This is a genomic window from Novilysobacter antarcticus, from assembly GCF_019802285.1.
GTDB classification, from domain to species: Bacteria; Pseudomonadota; Gammaproteobacteria; order Xanthomonadales; family Xanthomonadaceae; genus Novilysobacter; species Novilysobacter antarcticus.
Window position 1 is genome coordinate 789,281 of record NZ_JAIEUJ010000002.1, and the last position, 18,027, is coordinate 807,307.

Below are 18,027 nucleotides of genomic sequence, written 5' to 3' on the forward strand. Positions count from 1 at the left end.
CAGCGGCTGCGTGACCATATTCGGAGTGGAGGGGTGAACCCCTGCCGAACCCGGCCGCAGTCAATCAGAGCCGTTCAGCCAGGGCGCGCGGGGCGCGCCGCGACCGCCACGATCAGCGTGAAATCACAAACTTGCCGAAGGCCACGCCCAGATCCCATCCCTCGCCCTTGCCGGCCAGCGCAAGGGAAACATCGCCCTTGGTCATCACCTGCGCCTTGGCCGACTTGCCCGCGCCTGCATGGGCTTCGGCGGTCACGTAGGTGCCGAGGACTTCATTGATGTTGTTGATGCCGGAAAACTCGCCACGGCCATCGGTGATACGGGTCTTGCCGAAGGTGATGCCGCCGCCCTTGGTTCGGATCTTCACCGCCATCGAGGCCCCGTTGTCGCAGGTCACCGTGCCGGTACCCGAGCCGGTCTTGTAGAACGCCGACCAGCCGGAGAGATTGAAGCGCAGCTCGCAATCGGCGTTGCCCGCGGCGGCGACGGGAAATGCTGCAGCCGTCATGAGCGTGGCCAACAGCAGCGGAGCCAGACGGGAACCACGATGGGCACTTGGCATGAGCAACCTCCTGAAAGGGACTGTCGTCAGACTAATCGATGCGGCCATCGCTGCGGGGTGACGTCCACCGCCCGGTGGAAACGGCGACGGCACCGCTTTGGGCGGTGCCGCGCCTTTTACCACTCACTCGCATCGGCAGTAGCAGATGGGCAGCTAATGCGGCGTCTTAACGATGACGGTGCTTGCCGCGACGGTCGCGGTCGTAGCGCGGATCGTAATAGGTGGTCTGGGTCTTGACCTTGCACTTGCCGTGCTTGTTGCACTTCACGTCGCGGTCCCGGTACGCCGGCGAAGGACGGTAGTTGTTCACATACATGCGGCGCGGAACATCGCGGTAGTAACGCGGCTGGCCGCGATTGTCGCGGACCACGATCAAGCGGTCGTTGTAACCGTAGTTGCCATTGCGGTAGTACGGCTGGTCCCCACGCAGTACGACGTCCGCGACGTCCACGAGCACCCGGATCAGGTCATCGCCACCGGCCGCCCGGGCGGCGGTGGGAGCCAGTGCCATGGTGCCGAAACCGGCGGCGATCACGAGGGGCGCAAGCCAGCGGGAAAGATTCGACATGAGGGCTACTCCTTGGTTACGCCGGCGCTCCGGCCCTGTTCCGACCATGCCGTTGCGTGGCTGAACGGATTTCCAACATGCCGCATAAACCGGCGCGCTCGTTCACATAACGAGCGGCTCGTGTTTGCCGCGATACGGCTCGCCAGCGCGGCGCGAACACCCCGGCAGTGCCAAACAGCGTCGGGCCTGCTACGGCCGCTGTCTCGCCACCGCGGCCAGTTCGGCTACCGCTGCCGGCAGCCCCGCCGCGGTGTGCACCTGGCGGAAACGCCTCTCACCCTCCGCAACGGGCGCGGCGCGCTCGTGGACCCAGGTCGAGTGGTACGGCACATGGATGCCCCAGCCGCCCAGCTCCAGCACCGGAATGATGTCGGAGCGCAGCGAATTGCCGATCATCAGGAACTGCGACGCCTGCAACCCGAACTCCGCGAGCAGACGGCGGTAGGTCGCCGGATCCTTCTCGCTGACGATCTCGATCCGGCCAAACAGGTGCGCCATGCCGCAGTCGCGTACCTTGGCCTCCTGATGGAACAGGTCCCCCTTGGTGATCATCACCACGGGGTGGTCGCGGGCAATCGTCTCCACCGCCTCGGCGATACCCGGCAGCAACTCGACGGGATGCTGCAGCAGCTCCTTGCCCAGCCCGAGGATGCGCTGCAGGTCGGCTGCGCTGATGCGCGCATCCGACAGCTCGATGGCGGCTTCGAGCATCGACAGCACCATGCCCTTCACACCGTAGCCGAACACGCCGATGTTGCCGCTCTCGACCTGATAGAGGCGGTCGCGGGCACCGCTGCGGTCCAGGTCGGTCCAGGCACCCAGGATGCGCTCGAACTCTTCCTGCGCCTCGTCGAAATAATCCTGGCTGCGCCACAACGTGTCGTCGGCGTCGAAACCGACCATGCCAATCATCCTGTCCATCACGTGATTATGCAGGTCGATCCGTCACGCACCTCTAACCGCGCCCGCCCCAGTCTCGGCAATCATCAGATGAGCCGGCGAGACACGGTGGTTGGCCCCGACGAGGCGTCCCTGCGCCCGCCGCACGGCAATTGTCAATGCCGGTTGCGAACGGCTACCGTTCTAGTCCACCGCCGCGTTGCTTCAGCTGAGGATCCGCCATGCGAAACTCCCTTCCCACCATCCTCGCGATGGCTTTGCTCGTTGCCTGCAGCCCGGGCAACGGCGCCCCCACTGCGACCGCGCCGGCAGACGCTGGGGCGCAGGGACCGCAGGCCGCTGAGCAGCCCTTCGTTGTCACGGAAATTGCCCGTTTCCGCGAACCGTGGGCGATGAGCTTCCTCCCCGACGGCCAACACCTGCTGGTCACCCAAAAGGGGGGGCAGCTGAAACTGGTCGGCATGGATGGCAAGTCCGCCGATATCACCGGCGTGCCGGAGGTCGTCTACGGCGGTCAAGGTGGACTGGGCGATGTGGTGCTCCATCCGGATTTCAGCCGCAACCAGCTGGTTTACCTCAGCTATGCCGAGGGCGGCGAGCGTGACACCCGGGGCGCTGCGGTGGCACGCGCGCGACTGGTCACCGACGCCAAGGGGGGCGGGAAACTGACCGGACTGGAAGTGCTCTGGCGCCAGGTCCCCAAGGTCCAGGGCGAGGGCCACTACGGCCACCGGATCGCCTTCGGTCCGGACGGCCACCTGTGGATCAGTTCGGGCGAGCGGCAGAAATTCGATCCCGCCCAGGACATGGCATCCAATCTGGGCAAGGTCCTGCGCCTCAATGACGATGGCACGATCCCAGCCGACAACCCGTTCTCCGGTGAGGGAAAAGTGGCATCGCAGGTGTGGTCGCTGGGCCATCGCAATCCGCTCGGACTGGCCTTCAACGCCAGTGGCGAGTTGTGGGAAATCGAGATGGGACCCAAGGGTGGCGATGAGCTGAACCTGATCGAGCGCGGTGCCAATTACGGCTACCCGATCGTGTCAAACGGCGATCACTACGATGGGCGTCCGATTCCCGACCACGACACCCAGCCACAGTTCAAAGCCCCGGCGATCAGCTGGACGCCGGTCATCTCGCCCAGCAGCCTGATTTTCTACAGCGGCGAGCAGTTCCCGGCATGGAAGGGCAACGCGTTCGCCAGCGGGTTGTCGTCAAGGTCGCTGGTCCGCATCGCCTTTGACGGCGACAGCGCCCGCGAGGCTGAACGCTTCGACATGGGCGAGCGCATCCGAGCCGTTGCGCAGGGACCGGACGGGGACCTGTACCTGCTCGAGGACGGCCCGAAGGGCCGATTGCTGCGTCTGGCGCCGCCGGCGCAGACCGACTGAGCGACCCGACTGACGACAGCAACGATCCGGGACCGTCAGACCCGCGGTCGCGCCCCCCCCCCCGCGCGACCGCGCTGCGTCGTCGGCTTATTGCTGCTCGTCTGCTTCTTCCGGCTCCGGCGGATTTGCCCGGTCGCTCGCGTCCTCTTCAGCCCGGGTGACATAGCCGTCGCCGTCGGCATCGGTCATCTCGAAATTGCTGTCGAAATCGGGATTGGCACTGCCTTCGCTACGGCTGATCCGACCGTCGCCGTCGGCATCCAGCTCGTCCCAGCGGAAGTCGTCGCGGACCTCGGAGGGCGGGGCGGCATCGGCTCGGTCGTCGTCGCTGATGATCGGGGGCGGCGACATCGCCTGCTCGGCGTTGTCCAGCGGATCGGCGTTTTGCTGCTGCGCCGCCGCAGGGGCGGCAAACGCCATGCCGGCGACCAGGGCGAGGCCGGCGGCGCCGGACAAAAGGGACGGGGCCAGCGCGCGGGGACGGTTCATGGGCGTTCTCCTCAGGGTGTGTGCCTTGAGCGTTTGCCTCGGGTCCTGTACGGCGGATAAGCGGCGCAGCGCTTGACGCAGCGCTCACCTGACGACGACGCAGGCTTCACGGGACCGCCTGTTCAGCGATCAAATCCGGTCGCCACGCTGCTGCGTCGCAGCACCCGGTCGCGCCGGCTTACCGTCCCAAGATGGCCGGTTGCGCTGGCAATTCCATCAATTGCATCTGCAGGTCATGCAGGATGGCCGCATCACCCTCCAGCCACTCGCGCTCCTCGCGGCCACGGAAGTGGCGATGGAACGCGGCGAGCGCGGCTTCCGGGTCTCGCAGGTCGTAGCCGACCACGCGCAACGCCGCCCAGGCATCGAACCCGGCCGGGACCGGCGCGCGGACCTCACGCGGCCACAACCCGTAACCCGCCTGGGCCAGGCGCTGCCAGGGAAAATGCACGCTCGGGTCGTCCTTCTTGGTCGGAGCGACATCGCCATGACCCACGACCAGATGCGGCTGGATGCCCAGGCGTTCGGTCAGGTCGGCCAGCAGTACCAGCAGGGACTCGATCTGCGCGTCGCTGAATGGCTCGCTGCCGTCGTTGTCGAGCTCGATGCCGATGGAAATCGAGTTGATGTCATCAATGCCGGACCAGCGACTGGGCCCGGCGTGCCACGCGCGCTCCTGCTCGGCAACCAGCTGGTAGCGGCGGCCATCCTCGCCGATCAGGTAATGCGCGCTGACCCGGCCGCCGGAGTTTCGCGTCTGCAGGACCAGCAACGCGCCCTCTGCGCTGCGCATCGCGGTGTGGTGGATCACGATCATGCGCGCGCGCCGCGGCTCGTGATTGGGCGAGGGATGCCAGTCGGCCAGCGGATTGCACGGCGGTGCAGTGGCGCAGGCGGAAACCACCAGCAGGCACAGCAGGGCAGCAAGAAGGTGCAGGACTTTCATTGGCATCCGGTAGCTGACGACGGTCGTCTACGGTAAGCCAAGCACATGCGCGGCTGCACGTTCACGTCCGCGCCACCGTGGTTCGGTTCTCATGACCGCCCTCCCCACCCCACGGACCCGCACCATGCCCAAGAGTTTTCCGCTGCAGCTGCTTCTGCTTGCCTCCGGCGTCGCCCTCGCCCTGCCCGCCCACGCCATCGATGACGACCGCTTCACTGTGCGGATCGGCGCGATGAACGCCGACGCCCAGAGCACCCTGCGCGGGCGCACCGATTTTGCCGGCGACTCGATCGGTTTCAGCGAGGACTTCGATTTCGGCGGCAAGGAAACCGTGCCGCGTCTGGAAGGCCAGCTCCGCTTCAGCGAGCGCAACCGCCTGCTGTTCAACTACTTCAACTACGAGAAGGACCGCCGGATCACGCTGGCTGATGACCTTTACTACGACGGCAATCTCATTCCCGCCGGCAGCTTCGCCAAGGGAGAGGTGGATTTCGAAGTCGCGGGCGTTGTTTACGATTTCGCGGTGACCGAGACCGACACCTTCAGCTGGGGCCTGCAGGTCGGCGCGGAGTACGCCAAGCTGGAAGCCAAGGTCTATGCCGAGGCGGGGGACGAAACTTACCGCGAGCGGGAGAGTTCCGACGGCTTCGCGCCGGTCATCGGCACCCGCTTCACGTGGGCGCCGTCCGACGCCTGGCGTGTGGTCGCCCAGGGCCAATATCTGAATGCCTCCTGGGGCAACTTCGGCGACTACCGCGGCGACCTGAGCCGCGCCAATGCGCTGGTCGAATACCGCTTTACCCCGAACTTCGGCATACACGCCGGCTACGACTGGTTCAAGCTGGACATCGACAAGCGCGGCAGCGACGGCATGTTGGGTCTGGAGCAGGAGTTCAAGGGACCGATTGCCGGAATCACGCTGGCGTTCTGACACGCGCGGGACCTCCCGCGTCAGGTCCCGGTCGCTGGCGCCACCCCTTCAGGACCATCAGCTACGAATACCTGCACCTCGCGCGGGCTCTGGTCATCCTGCAGCGCGATGGACATGCCCGGCTGGGCCACGCCATCCAGCAACAGGCGTGTGGCGCCGCCGTCGGCGCGGGTCACCTCGATCCGGTATTCGGTCGCGCCGAAGCGGTAGCGCATCTGGAAGCCCGGCCAGTCTGCCGGCAGCGTCGGGGTCAGATGCAGACGGCGGCCTTCGCGCTGGATGCCAAGCAGTGACTCGACCATCAGCCGGTACATCCAGCCCGACGAGCCGGTGTACCAGGTCCAGCCGCCACGGCCGACATGCGGGGCAACCGCATACACATCGGCGGCCATGACATACGGCTCGACCTTGTAGGTCTGCAGCGACGCGGCCGCGCCGTGGTTGACCGGATTGATCATCCGCATCAGTTGCCACGCCCGCTCGGTGTGGCCGCTGCGGGCGAAGGCCATCGTCGCCCAGACCGCCGAATGGGTGTACTGGCCACCGTTTTCGCGAACACCCGGCACGTAGCCGCGGATGTACCCGGGGTCCTGCGCGGTCTTGTCAAAAGGCGGATCCAGCAACTGGATCAGGCAGGCCTCCTCGCGCACCAGGTGCTTGTCCAGCGAGGCCATCGCCTGCGCCGTGCGCTCCGGGGCGCCGGCCCCCGACAGCACCGCCCAACTCTGGGAGATCGAGTCGATACGGCACTCGTCGCTGTCCTTGGAGCCCAGCGGCGCGCCGTTGTCGAACCAGGCGCGCTGGTACCACTCCCCATCCCAGGCGTGCGTCTCCAGGTTCTGCTGCAGGGTTTGGGCGGCCTGCAGGCACTCGGCAGCAAACCGGTGATCCAGGTGCGCCTCGGCCAGCGGGGCGAAGTGCTGGAGCACGTCGTAGAGGAAGAAGCCCAGCCACACGCTCTCGCCACGGCCACGCTCGCCGACCCGGTTCATGCCGTCGTTCCAGTCGCCCGTGGCGATCAAAGGCAGACCGCGTTCGCCGGTCAGTTGCAGACCGCGGCGGATGGATCGCACGCAATGCTGGTACAGGCTCTGACGCAGGGTCGAGCGCAGCGGAAGGTCGAAATAGGACTCCTCGCCCGGAGCAACCGGTCGACCCTCGATGTAGCTGACCGGTTCTTCCAGCACCTCACGGTCGCCGGTGGCTTCCACGTAGCGGCACACCGCAAGCGGCAGCCACAGGTAGTCATCCGAGCAGCGCGTCCGCACGCCGCGGTCCTGCGGTGGGTGCCACCAGTGCAGCACGTCGCCTTCGGGGAACTGGTGGGCCGCGCTGCGCAGCAGGTGGCTGCGCACCATTGACGGTTCGGCATGGACCATCGCCATCGAGTCCTGCAGCTGGTCGCGGAACCCGTAGGCACCGCCGGACTGGTAGTAGCCGCTGCGGGCCAGGAAGCGGCAGGCGATGGTCTGGTACATCAGCCAGCCGTTGGCCAGGACGTCGAACGCCGGCTCCGGGGTGTCGACCTGGATCGCGCCCAGGGTCTGCAGCCAGTACATGCGGACCCGGTCGAGCGCGTCGTGGGCGGCGTCGTTGCCGCGATGGCGGCGGGCCACGGCAACGCAGTCGCCCCAGTCCTCGCCCATGCCAAGGCGGAACACGGTTTCCTTGCGCTCACCCGGCTCCAGGGTGATCGGGATCTGGATGGCGGCCACCGGGTCCAGACCGGCACCAATCTGGCCCGAGAGGTGTTCGCGGGTCAGCCCGGCCGGCGCCTGCAGGGTGCCGTTGCGACCGATGAACTCCAGGCGATCGCCGGTGATGCTGCGATCATCGGCGCCGGCGTCGGTGTCGAAGAACGCGACCCGGCCCTCGAACTCGGTGTTGTAGGGGTTGCGCGCGGTGAGTACGCCGCTGTCGCCGTCGATCTCGGTGATGACGTGCATGCCGGTCTTGCCGTGCAGGTCACCCAGGATCCACTCCACGTAGCCGGTCGCACTCAGGCGACGCGGCCGGCCGGAGCGGTTGGCCAGCTTGAGGACGCTGAATTTCACCGCATCGTGCAGATCCACGTAGACCCACAACTCGCTGATGATGCCGTTTTCCTCATGCTCGTAGACGCTGTAGCCAAACCCGTGGCGAGTGCGGTACGACCCGGTGCCGCGGCACGGCAGCGGCGTGGGTGACCACACTTGTCCGGTGTCCTCGTCACGCAGGTAGAACGCCTCGCCGGCCGGATCGCTGACCGGATCGTTGTGCCACGGCGTCAGGCGGTATTCGTGGGCGTTCTCGGCCCAGGTGTAGCCCGGGGAGCTTTCGCTGACCACGCAACCAAACTGCGCGTTGGCCATCACGTTGGACCATGGAGCGGGTGTGGTCTGGCCCTCGGCAAGGTCGATCACGTACTCGCGCCCGTCCGGCGAGAAACCACCGATCCCGTTGTGCAGGATCAGCTCGCGCGCGCCGGGATCGAACGGCCACGCATCGAAGCTGGCCCGCGGCGCCGGGCCTTCACCGGCATGGCGCGGCATCAGCTCGTACTGCTCGGGCGCGGGACCCAGCAAGGCGGCCAAAGGCGGCGCCGGCGGACGCACCTCCAGCTGCTCGGCCAGACTGCCACGCGTGTCGCTGAGCACGACCCGGGCGACGGCCTGCATGAGGATGCGATCCTCCTGCGACATCTGCTGGGTCGGGCGCACGAAGATGCCGCCGGGGCGGTCGATCAGGTGCGCGCCCGCGCCGGCGGCGATCAGGCCCAGGACCTGATCCTGCAGTTGCTGGCGGTAACCGGCCTGGTCCTCGTTCCAGATCACCAGGTCGACCACCAGCCCTTTCAGACGCCAGTAGGCGTGGGCCTGGGCCAGCTGGCGGACCAGTTCGATGTTGGCGACGTCGGCGATCTTCACCAGCACGATCGGCAGGTCGCCGGAAATCGACTGCCCCCACAGGCCCGACTGACCGCGCCGGTTCTGCCGCATCAGCGCCGGATCGGCGCGCAGCGCGGAGTTGGTGTAAAGGACCAGTCCAGCCAGTCGCTCGTACAGCTGGGCGTGGATCTGGGTGGCGTTGATCTGGTTGCGCACGACCTGGCTGTGCGTCCACGCCATGTCGAACACACGATCGGCAAGGCCGCGGTCGCGGTACTTGTCGATCATGCCGCTGGCGTCCGCGCGGCTCGGGCTGACGCCGGAGACCATGTCGATGCTGGCGACCTGCCCCGGTTCCAGGGTGATGCGGCAGCGGATCGCCACGATCGGATCCAGCACCGAGCCCTCGCTGCCTGACAGGTCGCCCGGGGTGGTGAGCGCGGCCGGGTTCTGCAACGTGTTTCCGCGGCCGATGAAGCGCGAGCGGTCGGTTTCGTAGGAGATCGCTTCGACCGACGCGTCGTGCACCGCGACCAGATGGAACATCCATGGCGGGGTTTCGTCCAGCTCGCGCCGGCGCCGGGTGCACAGGATCGCCTGTCGGCTGCGCTCCAGCTCGGTCTGCACGAACAGATTGCTGAAGGCCGGGTGGAGCTCATCGGCAATCGCCGGGGCGAGCACGACTTCGGCGTAGGTGGTGATCTCCACGGTGCGCGGGGTGCTGGCGCGGTTGGCGATACGCAGGCGGCGCAGCTCGATGTTGTCCTCAGGCGAGACCGCGATCGCGGTGTGCATCTCGAAGTCGCGACGACGACCGCGGAACTCGGCCTTGGCATCGGAGAAGATCGCCTCGTAGGCGTCCAGCGCGACCAGGCTCGGCTGGTAGGACGTCGACCAGAAATCGCCGTCCTCGACATCCCGCACGTAGCAGAAGCTGCCCCAGTGGTCGCGGACCGCGTCCTCGCGCCAACGGGTCACCGCGATGTCGTCGGTGCGGCTGTAGCCGCCGCCGGCGCAGCCCACCATCACGTGGTAGCTGCCGTTGGAGAGCATCTGGATCGCCGGCAGCTCCATGTTCGGCGTGCGGAAGATCCGCAGGCGTGTTTCGGCCTGATCGGTGCGCTTGCCTGCGCTGGCCGCCTCGGCCGCGTGCGGATGCAGCATGCCGGTGCGCGGGATGCGCTCCTGCAGCAGGAGCAGCGTGGCCTGCAGCTCCGGATCGGCCATGAACCGGCGTTGCATCGGCTGGTCGCAGAGCAGGTAGTCCAGCGCCAGCAGACCCATGCCCTGGTGGTGGACCATGAACGAGCGCACGACCACGTGGTCCTTGCCCGGTGGCAACCGGGCCGGGGTGTAGTCGATCGCCTCGTACAGCCCGTAGCGGCCAGCGAAACCCTTGCGGGTGAGCAGGCGGAGGTTCTCGCACGCGGCCTGGGGGGCGACCATCAGCGCCATCATGCTGGCGTAGGGCGCGATCACCAGGTCCTGCGCCAACCCGCGCTTGAGGCCCAGCCCGGGCACGCCGAAGGCGCGGTACTGGTAGTTCATGCGCGCATCGAACAACTGGTAGCCAGACTCCGACATGCCCCACGGCACGCCGCGCTGGCGACCGTACTCGATCTGCCGGTCCACGCTGTTGCGCGCGGTCTGGTCCAGCAACGTGCCGCGATAGGTCGGCATGACCAGTTGCGGCATCAGGTACTCGAACATCGAGCCGCTCCACGAGAGCAGGGTCGGATCCCCGTCCACCTCGGTCAGCAGTCGGCCCAGGGCAAACCAGGTCTCCTGCGGCAGTTGCCCCTGGGCGATGGCAACGAAACTGGCCAGGCGGGCCTCGGACGCCAGCAGGTCGTAGTAGCCGTTGTCGCAGCGCTGCTCATCGACGTTGTAGCCGATCACCAGCAGGCGCCGGGCGGAGTCGTAGAGGAAGCCGAACTCGGCCTGCGCACACTGGCCGGCGATATGCGCCAGCCGCTCCAGTTCCGTGATCCGCTCACGTGCCTGTTCTGCAGTGGCCGGCGATGCGCTCGCGGCCAGCTCACGCAGGCTGGGCATCGCGCGCGGCGCGGCGCTGTCCGCGAAAGCGGCGCGGTCGTCTGCGCCCGCGGCGATCCACGCAAGTTCGGTGGCAAGCGCGTTGCACTGGGCTTGCAGCGCGTCCGCCCAGTACGACGATGCGTCACTTCCGGCGGCGTGCTGGCGCACCTGCGCGGCATGGTCCTGCAGACGCGTGGCAAGCGCGGCGGCAGCGGCCGGGGTTGCAGGCGGGGTTGCAATGGCCGCATCAAGATCGTCGCTCATCGCGGCGATGGCGATCACCGTGGGCACGTCGCCCAGCGACTCGCGCAACACGTCCAGGGTGTCGGCGACGCCCTGCCAAACCACCTGGGTGACGGCCGGCGCGTCGAGCATCGCCAGCAATCCCTGGCGCAGGGTGAGCAGGTGGCCGGAGAGGTTGCCGCTGTCGACCGCGGAGACGTAGCGCGGTGGCAGCGGCTGCAGGGTCTGGGTGTCGTACCAGTTGAAGAAGTGTCCGCGATAGCGCGGCAGCGCCTGCATCGTGCCCAGCGTTGCGCCGACACGCTCCATCAGCGTCGCCGTGGTCACGTAGCCGAAGTCCCATGCGGCCAGGTCGGCCAGCAGCGACAGGCCGATGTTGGTCGGCGAGGTACGTCGCGCCACCACCAAGGCCGGATATTCCTGCACGTTGTCGGGTGGCAGCCAGTGGTCCTGTGCAGTGACGTGGCTCTCGAAGAAGGCCCAGGTGCGCCGCGCCAGACGCCGCAGGAATTGCAGCTGGTCCTGCGACAGTGCCGTCACCGCCTCCGCGCGCGGCGATCCCAGCCACCACATCAACCATGGGGAGGCGAACCACGCCAACAGCACCGGCGCGGCCACGAGCAGCGCGTCCGGTCGCACCAGCGCCAGTGCCACGCCGACCCCGATCGCAAACACCGGCGCCGTCCACATCGAGCGTACGGTCGCCCAGGCACCCACCGGCAGGCTGCGGGCGACTTCACTGGACGGGTTCCATTGCAACAGGTGACGGCGCGACACCAGCATCCGCCACAGGGTTGTGCCGATCGCGGCAAGACTGAACGCCGCCTCGTAGGCCAGGCACGCCACCGAAAGCGGAGCGTGGACAAAACTGCGCACGCTTGCGAACGCCGCGTGGCGCAGATGGGCGCGCACCGAGAGATCGGGAGGCCGCCGGGCGAAGTCGACAATGGATGCCAGCAGCGGGGGAATCAGATAGATCGAGAAAATCCACAACGTCCACGCCAGCGGCATCCGGGCCTGGAACCAGCCGATCAGCAGCAGCGACAACACCGCGGCCGGCACCAGGCTGCGACGCAGGTTGTCGACCAGCTTGCCGCGCGACAGCATCGACAGCGGATTGCGCTCCCACTGCCTTCCGGCGCGCTGTACCCAGGGCAACAGCCACGGCAGCAGTTGCCAGTCACCGCGGATCCAGCGCTGGCGGCGTTTGACGTCCACGGCGTAGCGCGAGGGGTACTGCTCGTACAGCTGCACATCACTGACCACCCCGGCCCGGGCGTAGCACCCTTCCAGCAGGTCGTGGCTGAGCACGCGGTTGGGAAGGATGCGTGCATCCAGCGCCTGCTCGAAGGCATCCACATCGTAGATGCCCTTGCCCACGTAGGAACCCTCGTTGAAAAGGTCCTGGTAGACGTCGGACACGGCGCGCGTGTACGGGTCGATGCCCGGTTCGCTGCCGAACAGGCGGGCGTACCAGGAACTGGCCTCGCCGCTCATATTGATGCCGACGCGCGGCTGGAGGATGCCGTAGCCCCGGATCACCACGCCGCGCACCAGATCAAACACCGGGTGGTTCAGCGGGTGCGCCAGCGTACCCACCAGCTTGCGGGCCGCGTCGCGCGGCAGGTCGGTGTCGCTGTCCAGGGTGATCACGTAGCGCACGCCTTCCAGCTCGGCGAGGTCGCCGGTGATCTCCATGAAGGCGGCGCGGGTGCCGCCGCGCAGAACCCGGTTCAATGCCGAGAGCTTGCCGCGTTTGCGCTCGTAGCCCATCCACACCCCTTCGCGCGCGTTCCACACGCGCGGGCGATGCATCAGGAAGAACAGGTCGTGGCCGTTGGCGTAGCGCTCGTTGAGCGCGGCGATCTGTTCGCGCGCCGCGTCCAGCAACGCCTGGTCGCCCGGCATCACCTGCTCCGGCGCATCCAGGAAATCCGTGAGCAGCACAAAACGCAGCTGCGGATCGCGATTGGCCAGGAACCGCACCTCCAGTGCTTCGACCAGGTCGGTCACCGCGGCAATGCTGGACAGCATCGTCGGAACGGTCACGACCGTGCGCGCGGAGGCCGGGATGCCGGTGGAGTAATCCATGCGCGGCAAGGTCCGGGGGGTGGCCAGCAAGGTGGCGCCCCAATTCACGCAGGCCACTCCCAGCTCGCTGAAGGCAACCACGCCGAGCAGCCCGATCAGCAGCACCATCTCGTCGCTGATTGCAAAGCGCGCGGCCTCGCCCACCAGACCCTGGGTGAAGAACACCACGATCAGCGCGATCGGCAGCATGTACGCCAGCAGCGGCACCCGCCGCGCGCCCTTGCGGACCGAGGCCTCCAGGGTCGGTCGTGCGCCCAGCGCGTGTTCGAGCGTGGCTCGACCGTCGTCGGCGAGGTAGAAGCCCACGTGGCTTCGGATGTCGCGCGTCTCGGCGGCGCTCGCGCGGGCCAGCTCAAGTGCTTTTTCCGCGACGGCGATCTCCTCCAGCCGGCCGCGCCGCGCGATCTCCTCGGTGAGATGGCGGTAGCGGTCGCGGGTGGCGAAATCCATGCGCGAGTAGGTGGCGGTCGGATCCTGGCGCAGCACCGCATCCACCAGGCTGGCCGACTCGACGAACTCCTGCCAGTCAACCAGAGTCAGGAACCTCAGGCTGCTGATGCTGTTGCCCACCGTCATCTGGTCGGAAGACTGGGTCTGCCCGTCGGCGTGGACGACCTGTTCGACATCCGTGCCGGCATCGGCCAGCCACTGCTCCACCCAGGTCAACGCCAACGCGAGCACGGAGCCCTGGCCTTGCACCTGGCGCACCAGCTCGGCCACAAAGGCCGGCGTCATCGCCGGCTGGCTGCGGGCCATGTCGGCGATCACCAGCACGAGGTCCTTGGGCCGCTTCTCGGCGGCGGTGGTCAGGCGATCGGCCCAGATATCGGCCAGGTCCATGTGCACGCGATCGGTGGCGATGCGCAGACCGACCCGGCGCAGGTTTTCGATCAGGGCCAGCCGCAGCATGATCGGGATGGCCCACAGCTCACCCAGCTTGAGCGGCGCGACCTGCTGGTAGGCCGCGACAAATCGGGCCAGGCTTTCCATCTCCAGCCGACCGTCGCCGTGGGAGATGGCATTCAACGCGATGTCATAGACCCGCGGCAGGCCGGCCGACGGTCCATTGGCCAGCCGCGGCAGTTCGCGGCTGTAGCCGCGCGGCAAATGCCGGCGCGCAATCGCGATCTGTTCCTGCACCAGGTAGATGTTGTCCAGCAACCAGTCGCTGGCCGGGGTGATGCGCCGGTTCGCCTGCGCCGATGCGGTCAGCATCGTGCAGGTGTGGTCGAGCACGCGCTGGTTGTCGCTCAGGCGCTCAAGCAGCGATTCACTATGCGGCTCCCGCGCTGACTGGAGCTGGTGGACACCGGCGAGGTGGCGGCCATGCTCTTCCATGCGCTGGGCGCTGAACAGCGAATCGCGCAGCGGTGGCTCCTCGACGGCCGCCGCCGGTTGGGGGCGACGCGCGAACCTGCGCAGCAGGCGCGACTTCCGGCCAGACGACGGCGTGGATTGCGGCATGCGAACAACTTCCCCGTTATCAAGCGTGGATTACGCGTCAGGGCATGCTCGCAGAGGGCGCACCAAAATTCCGTGAAACGGCGGTCTACCGCCAGCGAGTCGATGCGCCCGCAAGATCCCTGAGGGTCAACCGCACTTGGAGTAGCCGCAATTGAGGCAGGTGGCGCAGCCGTCCATGATCACGATCGCCTTGGTGCTGCACTTGTGGCACATCGCCGCAGAGGGAGGAAAGGCCACCCCGCCATCGCCGGTGACCTCGACATCCTCGCTGCGCGGGGTATCGGTGACCCGCGGTTCGGGAAACAGATGGCCGCTGAGTTCGTCCCGCGGCGGCGGCTCGGCGGCATCGATCTTCTGCGCGACTGGAGTTACCTCAGTTTTTTTTTTGGACTCCATGGCCGCGTACGCCGCACGCTTCTCGGCGATCAGCTCACGCTGGGCGGCGCTCATCTCCGGGTCCTGGATCATCCCGATCGACTTGAGGTGCTCCTCAACGATGCTGCCCAGCTCGGCCACCAGGGACGGCATATAGACGCCACCGGCCTTGAAGTAGCCGCCGCGCGGGTCGAACACCGCCTTCATCTCCTCCACCAGGAAGGTCACGTCGCCGCCCTTGCGGAACACCGCGGACATGATCCGGGTCAACGCCACGATCCACTGGAAGTGGTCCATGTTCTTGGAGTTGATGAAGATCTCGAACGGTCGGCGGTGCTCGTGCTCGCTGCCGGCGTTGAGGATGATGTCGTTGATGGTGACGTACAGGGCGTGCTCGAACAGCGGCGTCTTCAGCTTGTAGGTCGTCCCGATCAGCGTTTCCGGACGCTCGATCTTCTCGTGCATCTGGACCACGTTGCTGTCCAGGTCAGCGGCCTGGGCGGCATCCGGCGCCGCGGTTTCCCGGACCCGGTCCTCGGCGCTGACGACGCTGTAACCCTTGATTTTCTGATCGATCTTCATGGCCATTGGCCAGACTCCTGGTGCGTTGGTTCGCGATGCGGTGCCCCGAGGGGGCTGCGCGGGGATGCGTGCTCAGAACTTGCCGTAATACCCTTCCTTGAGGGCATCAAACAGGTTGGCGGCGGTGTGCATCTCCCCGTCGTACTCGATTTCCTGGTTGCCCTTGGCCTCCACCACGCTGCCGTCTTCCAGCTCGAAGCGATAGGTGGTGTTCTCCAGGTCGGCCTCCTTGACCAGTACGCCCTGGAAGGCGGCCGGGTTGAAGCGGAACGTGGTGCAGCCCTTCAGGCCCTGCGCGTGGGCGTAGGTGTAGATGTCCTTGAAATCCTCATACGGGTAATCGGTCGGCACGTTGGCGGTCTTGGAGATCGAGCTGTCGACCCATTTCTGCGCCGCGGCCTGCACGTCCACGTGCTGCTTGGGGGTGACGTCATCGGCGGCGATGAAGTAGTCCGGCAGGCGGGTCGCCGGATCATCCGAGAACGGCATCGCGCCCGGGTTCACCAAGGTGCGGTAAGCCAGCAGCTCGAACGAGAACACATCGACCTTTTCCTTGGACTTCTTGCCCTCGCGGATCACGTTGCGGCTGTAGTGGTGCGCAAACGACGGCTCGATGCCGTTGGAGGCATTGTTGGCCAGCGACAGCGAGATGGTGCCGGTCGGGGCGATCGAGCTGTGGTGGGTGAAGCGCGCGCCGACCTCGGCCAGCTCGGCGACCAGTTCGGGGGCGACCTCGGCCACGCGCTGCATGTAGCGCGAGTACTTCGCGTGCAGCACCTTGCCGGTGACTTCCTGGCCGACCTTCCAGCCATCGGCGACCATTTCCGGGCGCTTGCGCAGCATCTCGGCGTCGACCGTGAACCGTTCGTCCATGATCGGCGCCGGACCCTTTTCCTTTGCCAACGCCAGGCCCATTTCCCAGCCGGCGACGGCCATCTCGCGGGCGACCTGCTCGGTGAATTCGCAGGACTCCGGCGAGCCGTACTTCATCTGCAGCATGGTCACCGTCGAGCCCAGGCCGAGGAAGCCCATGCCGTGGCGGCGCTTGCGCATGATCTCGTCCCGCTGCTGCTGCAACGGCAGGCCGTTGATCTCCACCACGTTGTCGAGCATGCGGGTGAACACGCGCACCACTTCGCGGTACTCGTCCCAATCGAACGTGGCCTGCTCGGTGAACGCGTTGCGCACGAACTTGGTCAGGTTGATCGAGCCCAGCAGGCAGGCGCCGTAGGCCGGCAGCGGCTGCTCGCCGCAGGGGTTGGTCGCGCGGATGTCCTCGCACCACCAGTTGTTGTTCATCTCGTTGACGCGGTCGATCAGGATGAAACCCGGTTCGGCGAAGTCGTAGGTGGACACCATGATCATGTCCCACAGGTGGCGGGCCTTGATGTGGCTGTAGACCTTGCAGGCGACCAGGCCGTCGTCGCGGACGATGTAGTTGCGGTGGGTCGGCCAGTCGCGCCAGACCACCTGGGCCGGATCGTCGAGGTCGACGTCGCCCTTCTCTTTCATATTGACCGGGAAGACCAGTGGCCAGTCGGCGTCCTCGGCAACCGCGTGCATGAAGCCGTCGGTGATCAGCAGCGACAGGTTGAACTGGCGCAGGCGGCCGTCCTCGCGCTTGGCGCGGATGAAATCCTTCACGTCCGGATGGGACACATCGAAGGTGCCCATCTGGGCGCCACGGCGGCCACCGGCCGACGACACGGTGAAACACATCTTGTCGTAGATATCCATGAAGGACATCGGACCGGAGGTGTACGCGCCGGCGCCGGCAACGAACGCGCCGCGCGGGCGCAGGGTGCTGAACTCGTAGCCGATGCCGCAGCCGGCCTTCAGGGTCAGCCCGGCCTCGTGGACCTTCTCCAGGATGCCGTCCATCGAGTCCTCGATGGTGCCCGAGACGGTGCAGTTGATCGTGCTGGTGGCCGGCTTGTGCTCCAGCGCGCCGGCGTTGGAAGTGATGCGGCCGGCGGGAATGGCGCCGTGGCGCAGCGCCCAGGTGAAGCGCTCATGCCAGTAGGCGCGCAGCTCGTCGGTGGACTCCGAGTCGGCCAGCGCGCGCGCAACGCGGCGATAGGTGGCATCGATATCGGCATCCACCGGGGTGCCGTCCTTGGTCACGAGCCGGTACTTCTTGTCCCAGATATCCAGCGACGCGGGCTGCATGGCGATCTTCATCACCGCCGGGGTGTCGGTGCCGGTCATGTTGGAATTACCGGAAGTTTCCATGCTTGCTGCCTCGAGGCGCACAGTGCTCATGCCTGACCTTTCTCCTGGATGGCCGCTGCGGACTGCGGCCGGAATGCTGATGCGAACCGGGTAACCCGGTATTGGTGGGGTTGCGATGTCGGGGCGGGCAGCATCGTATCCGTCGTCTCGACGATCCGGCCGGCGGGCCTTCCCAGCCCGGTCACACCGCGAATTGACACTCATTGGAAGACGGGCGAAGGCGAGCGATAGACCCAAATGCTGGGTTTATTGCCTGCCGTGACCACAACATGTTGTGTCCATGACAGGCAACAAAGCTACCGCCCCATCCCGGCCAAGTCAACGCTGGCGAAGACCCCATTTTGGGGTT

The 18,027-nt window shown here is 66.8% G+C and carries 10 protein-coding genes; 2 read left to right on the top strand and 8 right to left on the bottom strand.

Annotated elements, in window-relative coordinates; translation table 11 throughout:
* Positions 1-112: 112 nt before the first annotated feature.
* The 3 genes from KZ491_RS08360 to KZ491_RS08370 all read right to left on the bottom strand — a co-directional run bounded on the left by KZ491_RS08360 (position 113) and on the right by KZ491_RS08370 (position 2,042).
* On the bottom strand, positions 113-562 hold the full coding sequence (locus KZ491_RS08360; RefSeq protein WP_425493110.1) for a hypothetical protein: 450 nt from the start codon (positions 560-562) through the stop codon (positions 113-115).
* A gap of 166 nt (positions 563-728) precedes the next feature.
* Positions 729-1,130: a hypothetical protein gene (locus KZ491_RS08365; protein ID WP_222565355.1), complete on the bottom strand. Its 402-nt coding sequence runs from the start codon at positions 1,128-1,130 to the stop codon at positions 729-731.
* A 189-nt stretch (positions 1,131-1,319) separates the two neighbouring features.
* A complete protein-coding gene (locus KZ491_RS08370; RefSeq protein ID WP_222565549.1) occupies positions 1,320-2,042 on the bottom strand; it encodes an HAD family hydrolase in 723 nt (240 codons plus the stop codon).
* A 209-nt stretch (positions 2,043-2,251) separates the two neighbouring features.
* On the opposite strand from KZ491_RS08370, the gene KZ491_RS08375 reads away from it, so the two are divergent.
* Positions 2,252-3,421 carry a PQQ-dependent sugar dehydrogenase gene (locus tag KZ491_RS08375; RefSeq protein ID WP_222565356.1) on the top strand — a complete coding sequence of 390 codons (1,170 nt, stop codon included), beginning with the start codon at positions 2,252-2,254 and terminating at the stop codon, positions 3,419-3,421.
* An 87-nt stretch (positions 3,422-3,508) separates the two neighbouring features.
* On the opposite strand, the gene KZ491_RS08380 is transcribed toward KZ491_RS08375, so the two are convergent.
* Together KZ491_RS08380 and KZ491_RS08385 are read right to left on the bottom strand one after the other, a co-directional pair.
* Positions 3,509-3,910, bottom strand: a complete 402-nt coding sequence (locus KZ491_RS08380; protein ID WP_222565357.1) for an EF-hand domain-containing protein — start codon at positions 3,908-3,910, stop codon at positions 3,509-3,511.
* Positions 3,911-4,088: 178 nt separating this feature from the next.
* Positions 4,089-4,856, bottom strand: coding sequence for an N-acetylmuramoyl-L-alanine amidase (locus tag KZ491_RS08385; RefSeq protein WP_246606631.1), 768 nt, complete (start codon positions 4,854-4,856; stop codon positions 4,089-4,091).
* A 124-nt stretch (positions 4,857-4,980) separates the two neighbouring features.
* On the opposite strand from KZ491_RS08385, the gene KZ491_RS08390 reads away from it, so the two are divergent.
* Positions 4,981-5,787, top strand: coding sequence for a porin family protein (locus KZ491_RS08390; RefSeq protein ID WP_222565550.1), 807 nt, complete (start codon positions 4,981-4,983; stop codon positions 5,785-5,787).
* Between the two features lie 20 nt (positions 5,788-5,807).
* Here KZ491_RS08390 and KZ491_RS08395 read toward each other — a convergent pair whose 3' ends face one another.
* From KZ491_RS08395 to KZ491_RS08405, 3 genes are all read right to left on the bottom strand, one after another.
* The gene (locus tag KZ491_RS08395; protein ID WP_222565359.1) at positions 5,808-14,489 is read right to left on the bottom strand and encodes a GH36-type glycosyl hydrolase domain-containing protein; all 8,682 of its coding nucleotides are present in this window, start codon (positions 14,487-14,489) and stop codon (positions 5,808-5,810) included.
* Between the two features lie 126 nt (positions 14,490-14,615).
* Positions 14,616-15,452, bottom strand: a complete 837-nt coding sequence (locus tag KZ491_RS08400) for a TSCPD domain-containing protein (protein WP_222565360.1) — start codon at positions 15,450-15,452, stop codon at positions 14,616-14,618.
* Between the two features lie 66 nt (positions 15,453-15,518).
* Positions 15,519-17,654 carry an adenosylcobalamin-dependent ribonucleoside-diphosphate reductase gene (locus KZ491_RS08405; protein WP_246606723.1) on the bottom strand — a complete coding sequence of 712 codons (2,136 nt, stop codon included), beginning with the start codon at positions 17,652-17,654 and terminating at the stop codon, positions 15,519-15,521.
* Positions 17,655-18,027: the final 373 nt, after the last annotated feature.

What these genes read in the sequence shown, in the direction of transcription:
- KZ491_RS08360 (WP_425493110.1), bottom strand. Translation starts at nt 562, where the DNA reads ATGCCAAGTGCCCATCGTGGTTCCCGTCTGGCTCCGCTGCTGTTGGCC.
- KZ491_RS08365 (WP_222565355.1), bottom strand. Translation starts at nt 1,130, where the DNA reads ATGTCGAATCTTTCCCGCTGGCTTGCGCCCCTCGTGATCGCCGCCGGT.
- KZ491_RS08370 (WP_222565549.1), bottom strand. Translation starts at nt 2,042, where the DNA reads ATGATTGGCATGGTCGGTTTCGACGCCGACGACACGTTGTGGCGCAGC.
- KZ491_RS08375 (WP_222565356.1), top strand. Translation starts at nt 2,252, where the DNA reads ATGCGAAACTCCCTTCCCACCATCCTCGCGATGGCTTTGCTCGTTGCC.
- KZ491_RS08380 (WP_222565357.1), bottom strand. Translation starts at nt 3,910, where the DNA reads ATGAACCGTCCCCGCGCGCTGGCCCCGTCCCTTTTGTCCGGCGCCGCC.
- KZ491_RS08385 (WP_246606631.1), bottom strand. Translation starts at nt 4,856, where the DNA reads ATGAAAGTCCTGCACCTTCTTGCTGCCCTGCTGTGCCTGCTGGTGGTT.
- KZ491_RS08390 (WP_222565550.1), top strand. Translation starts at nt 4,981, where the DNA reads ATGCCCAAGAGTTTTCCGCTGCAGCTGCTTCTGCTTGCCTCCGGCGTC.
- KZ491_RS08395 (WP_222565359.1), bottom strand. Translation starts at nt 14,489, where the DNA reads ATGCCGCAATCCACGCCGTCGTCTGGCCGGAAGTCGCGCCTGCTGCGC.
- KZ491_RS08400 (WP_222565360.1), bottom strand. Translation starts at nt 15,452, where the DNA reads ATGGCCATGAAGATCGATCAGAAAATCAAGGGTTACAGCGTCGTCAGC.
- KZ491_RS08405 (WP_246606723.1), bottom strand. Translation starts at nt 17,654, where the DNA reads ATGACCGGCACCGACACCCCGGCGGTGATGAAGATCGCCATGCAGCCC.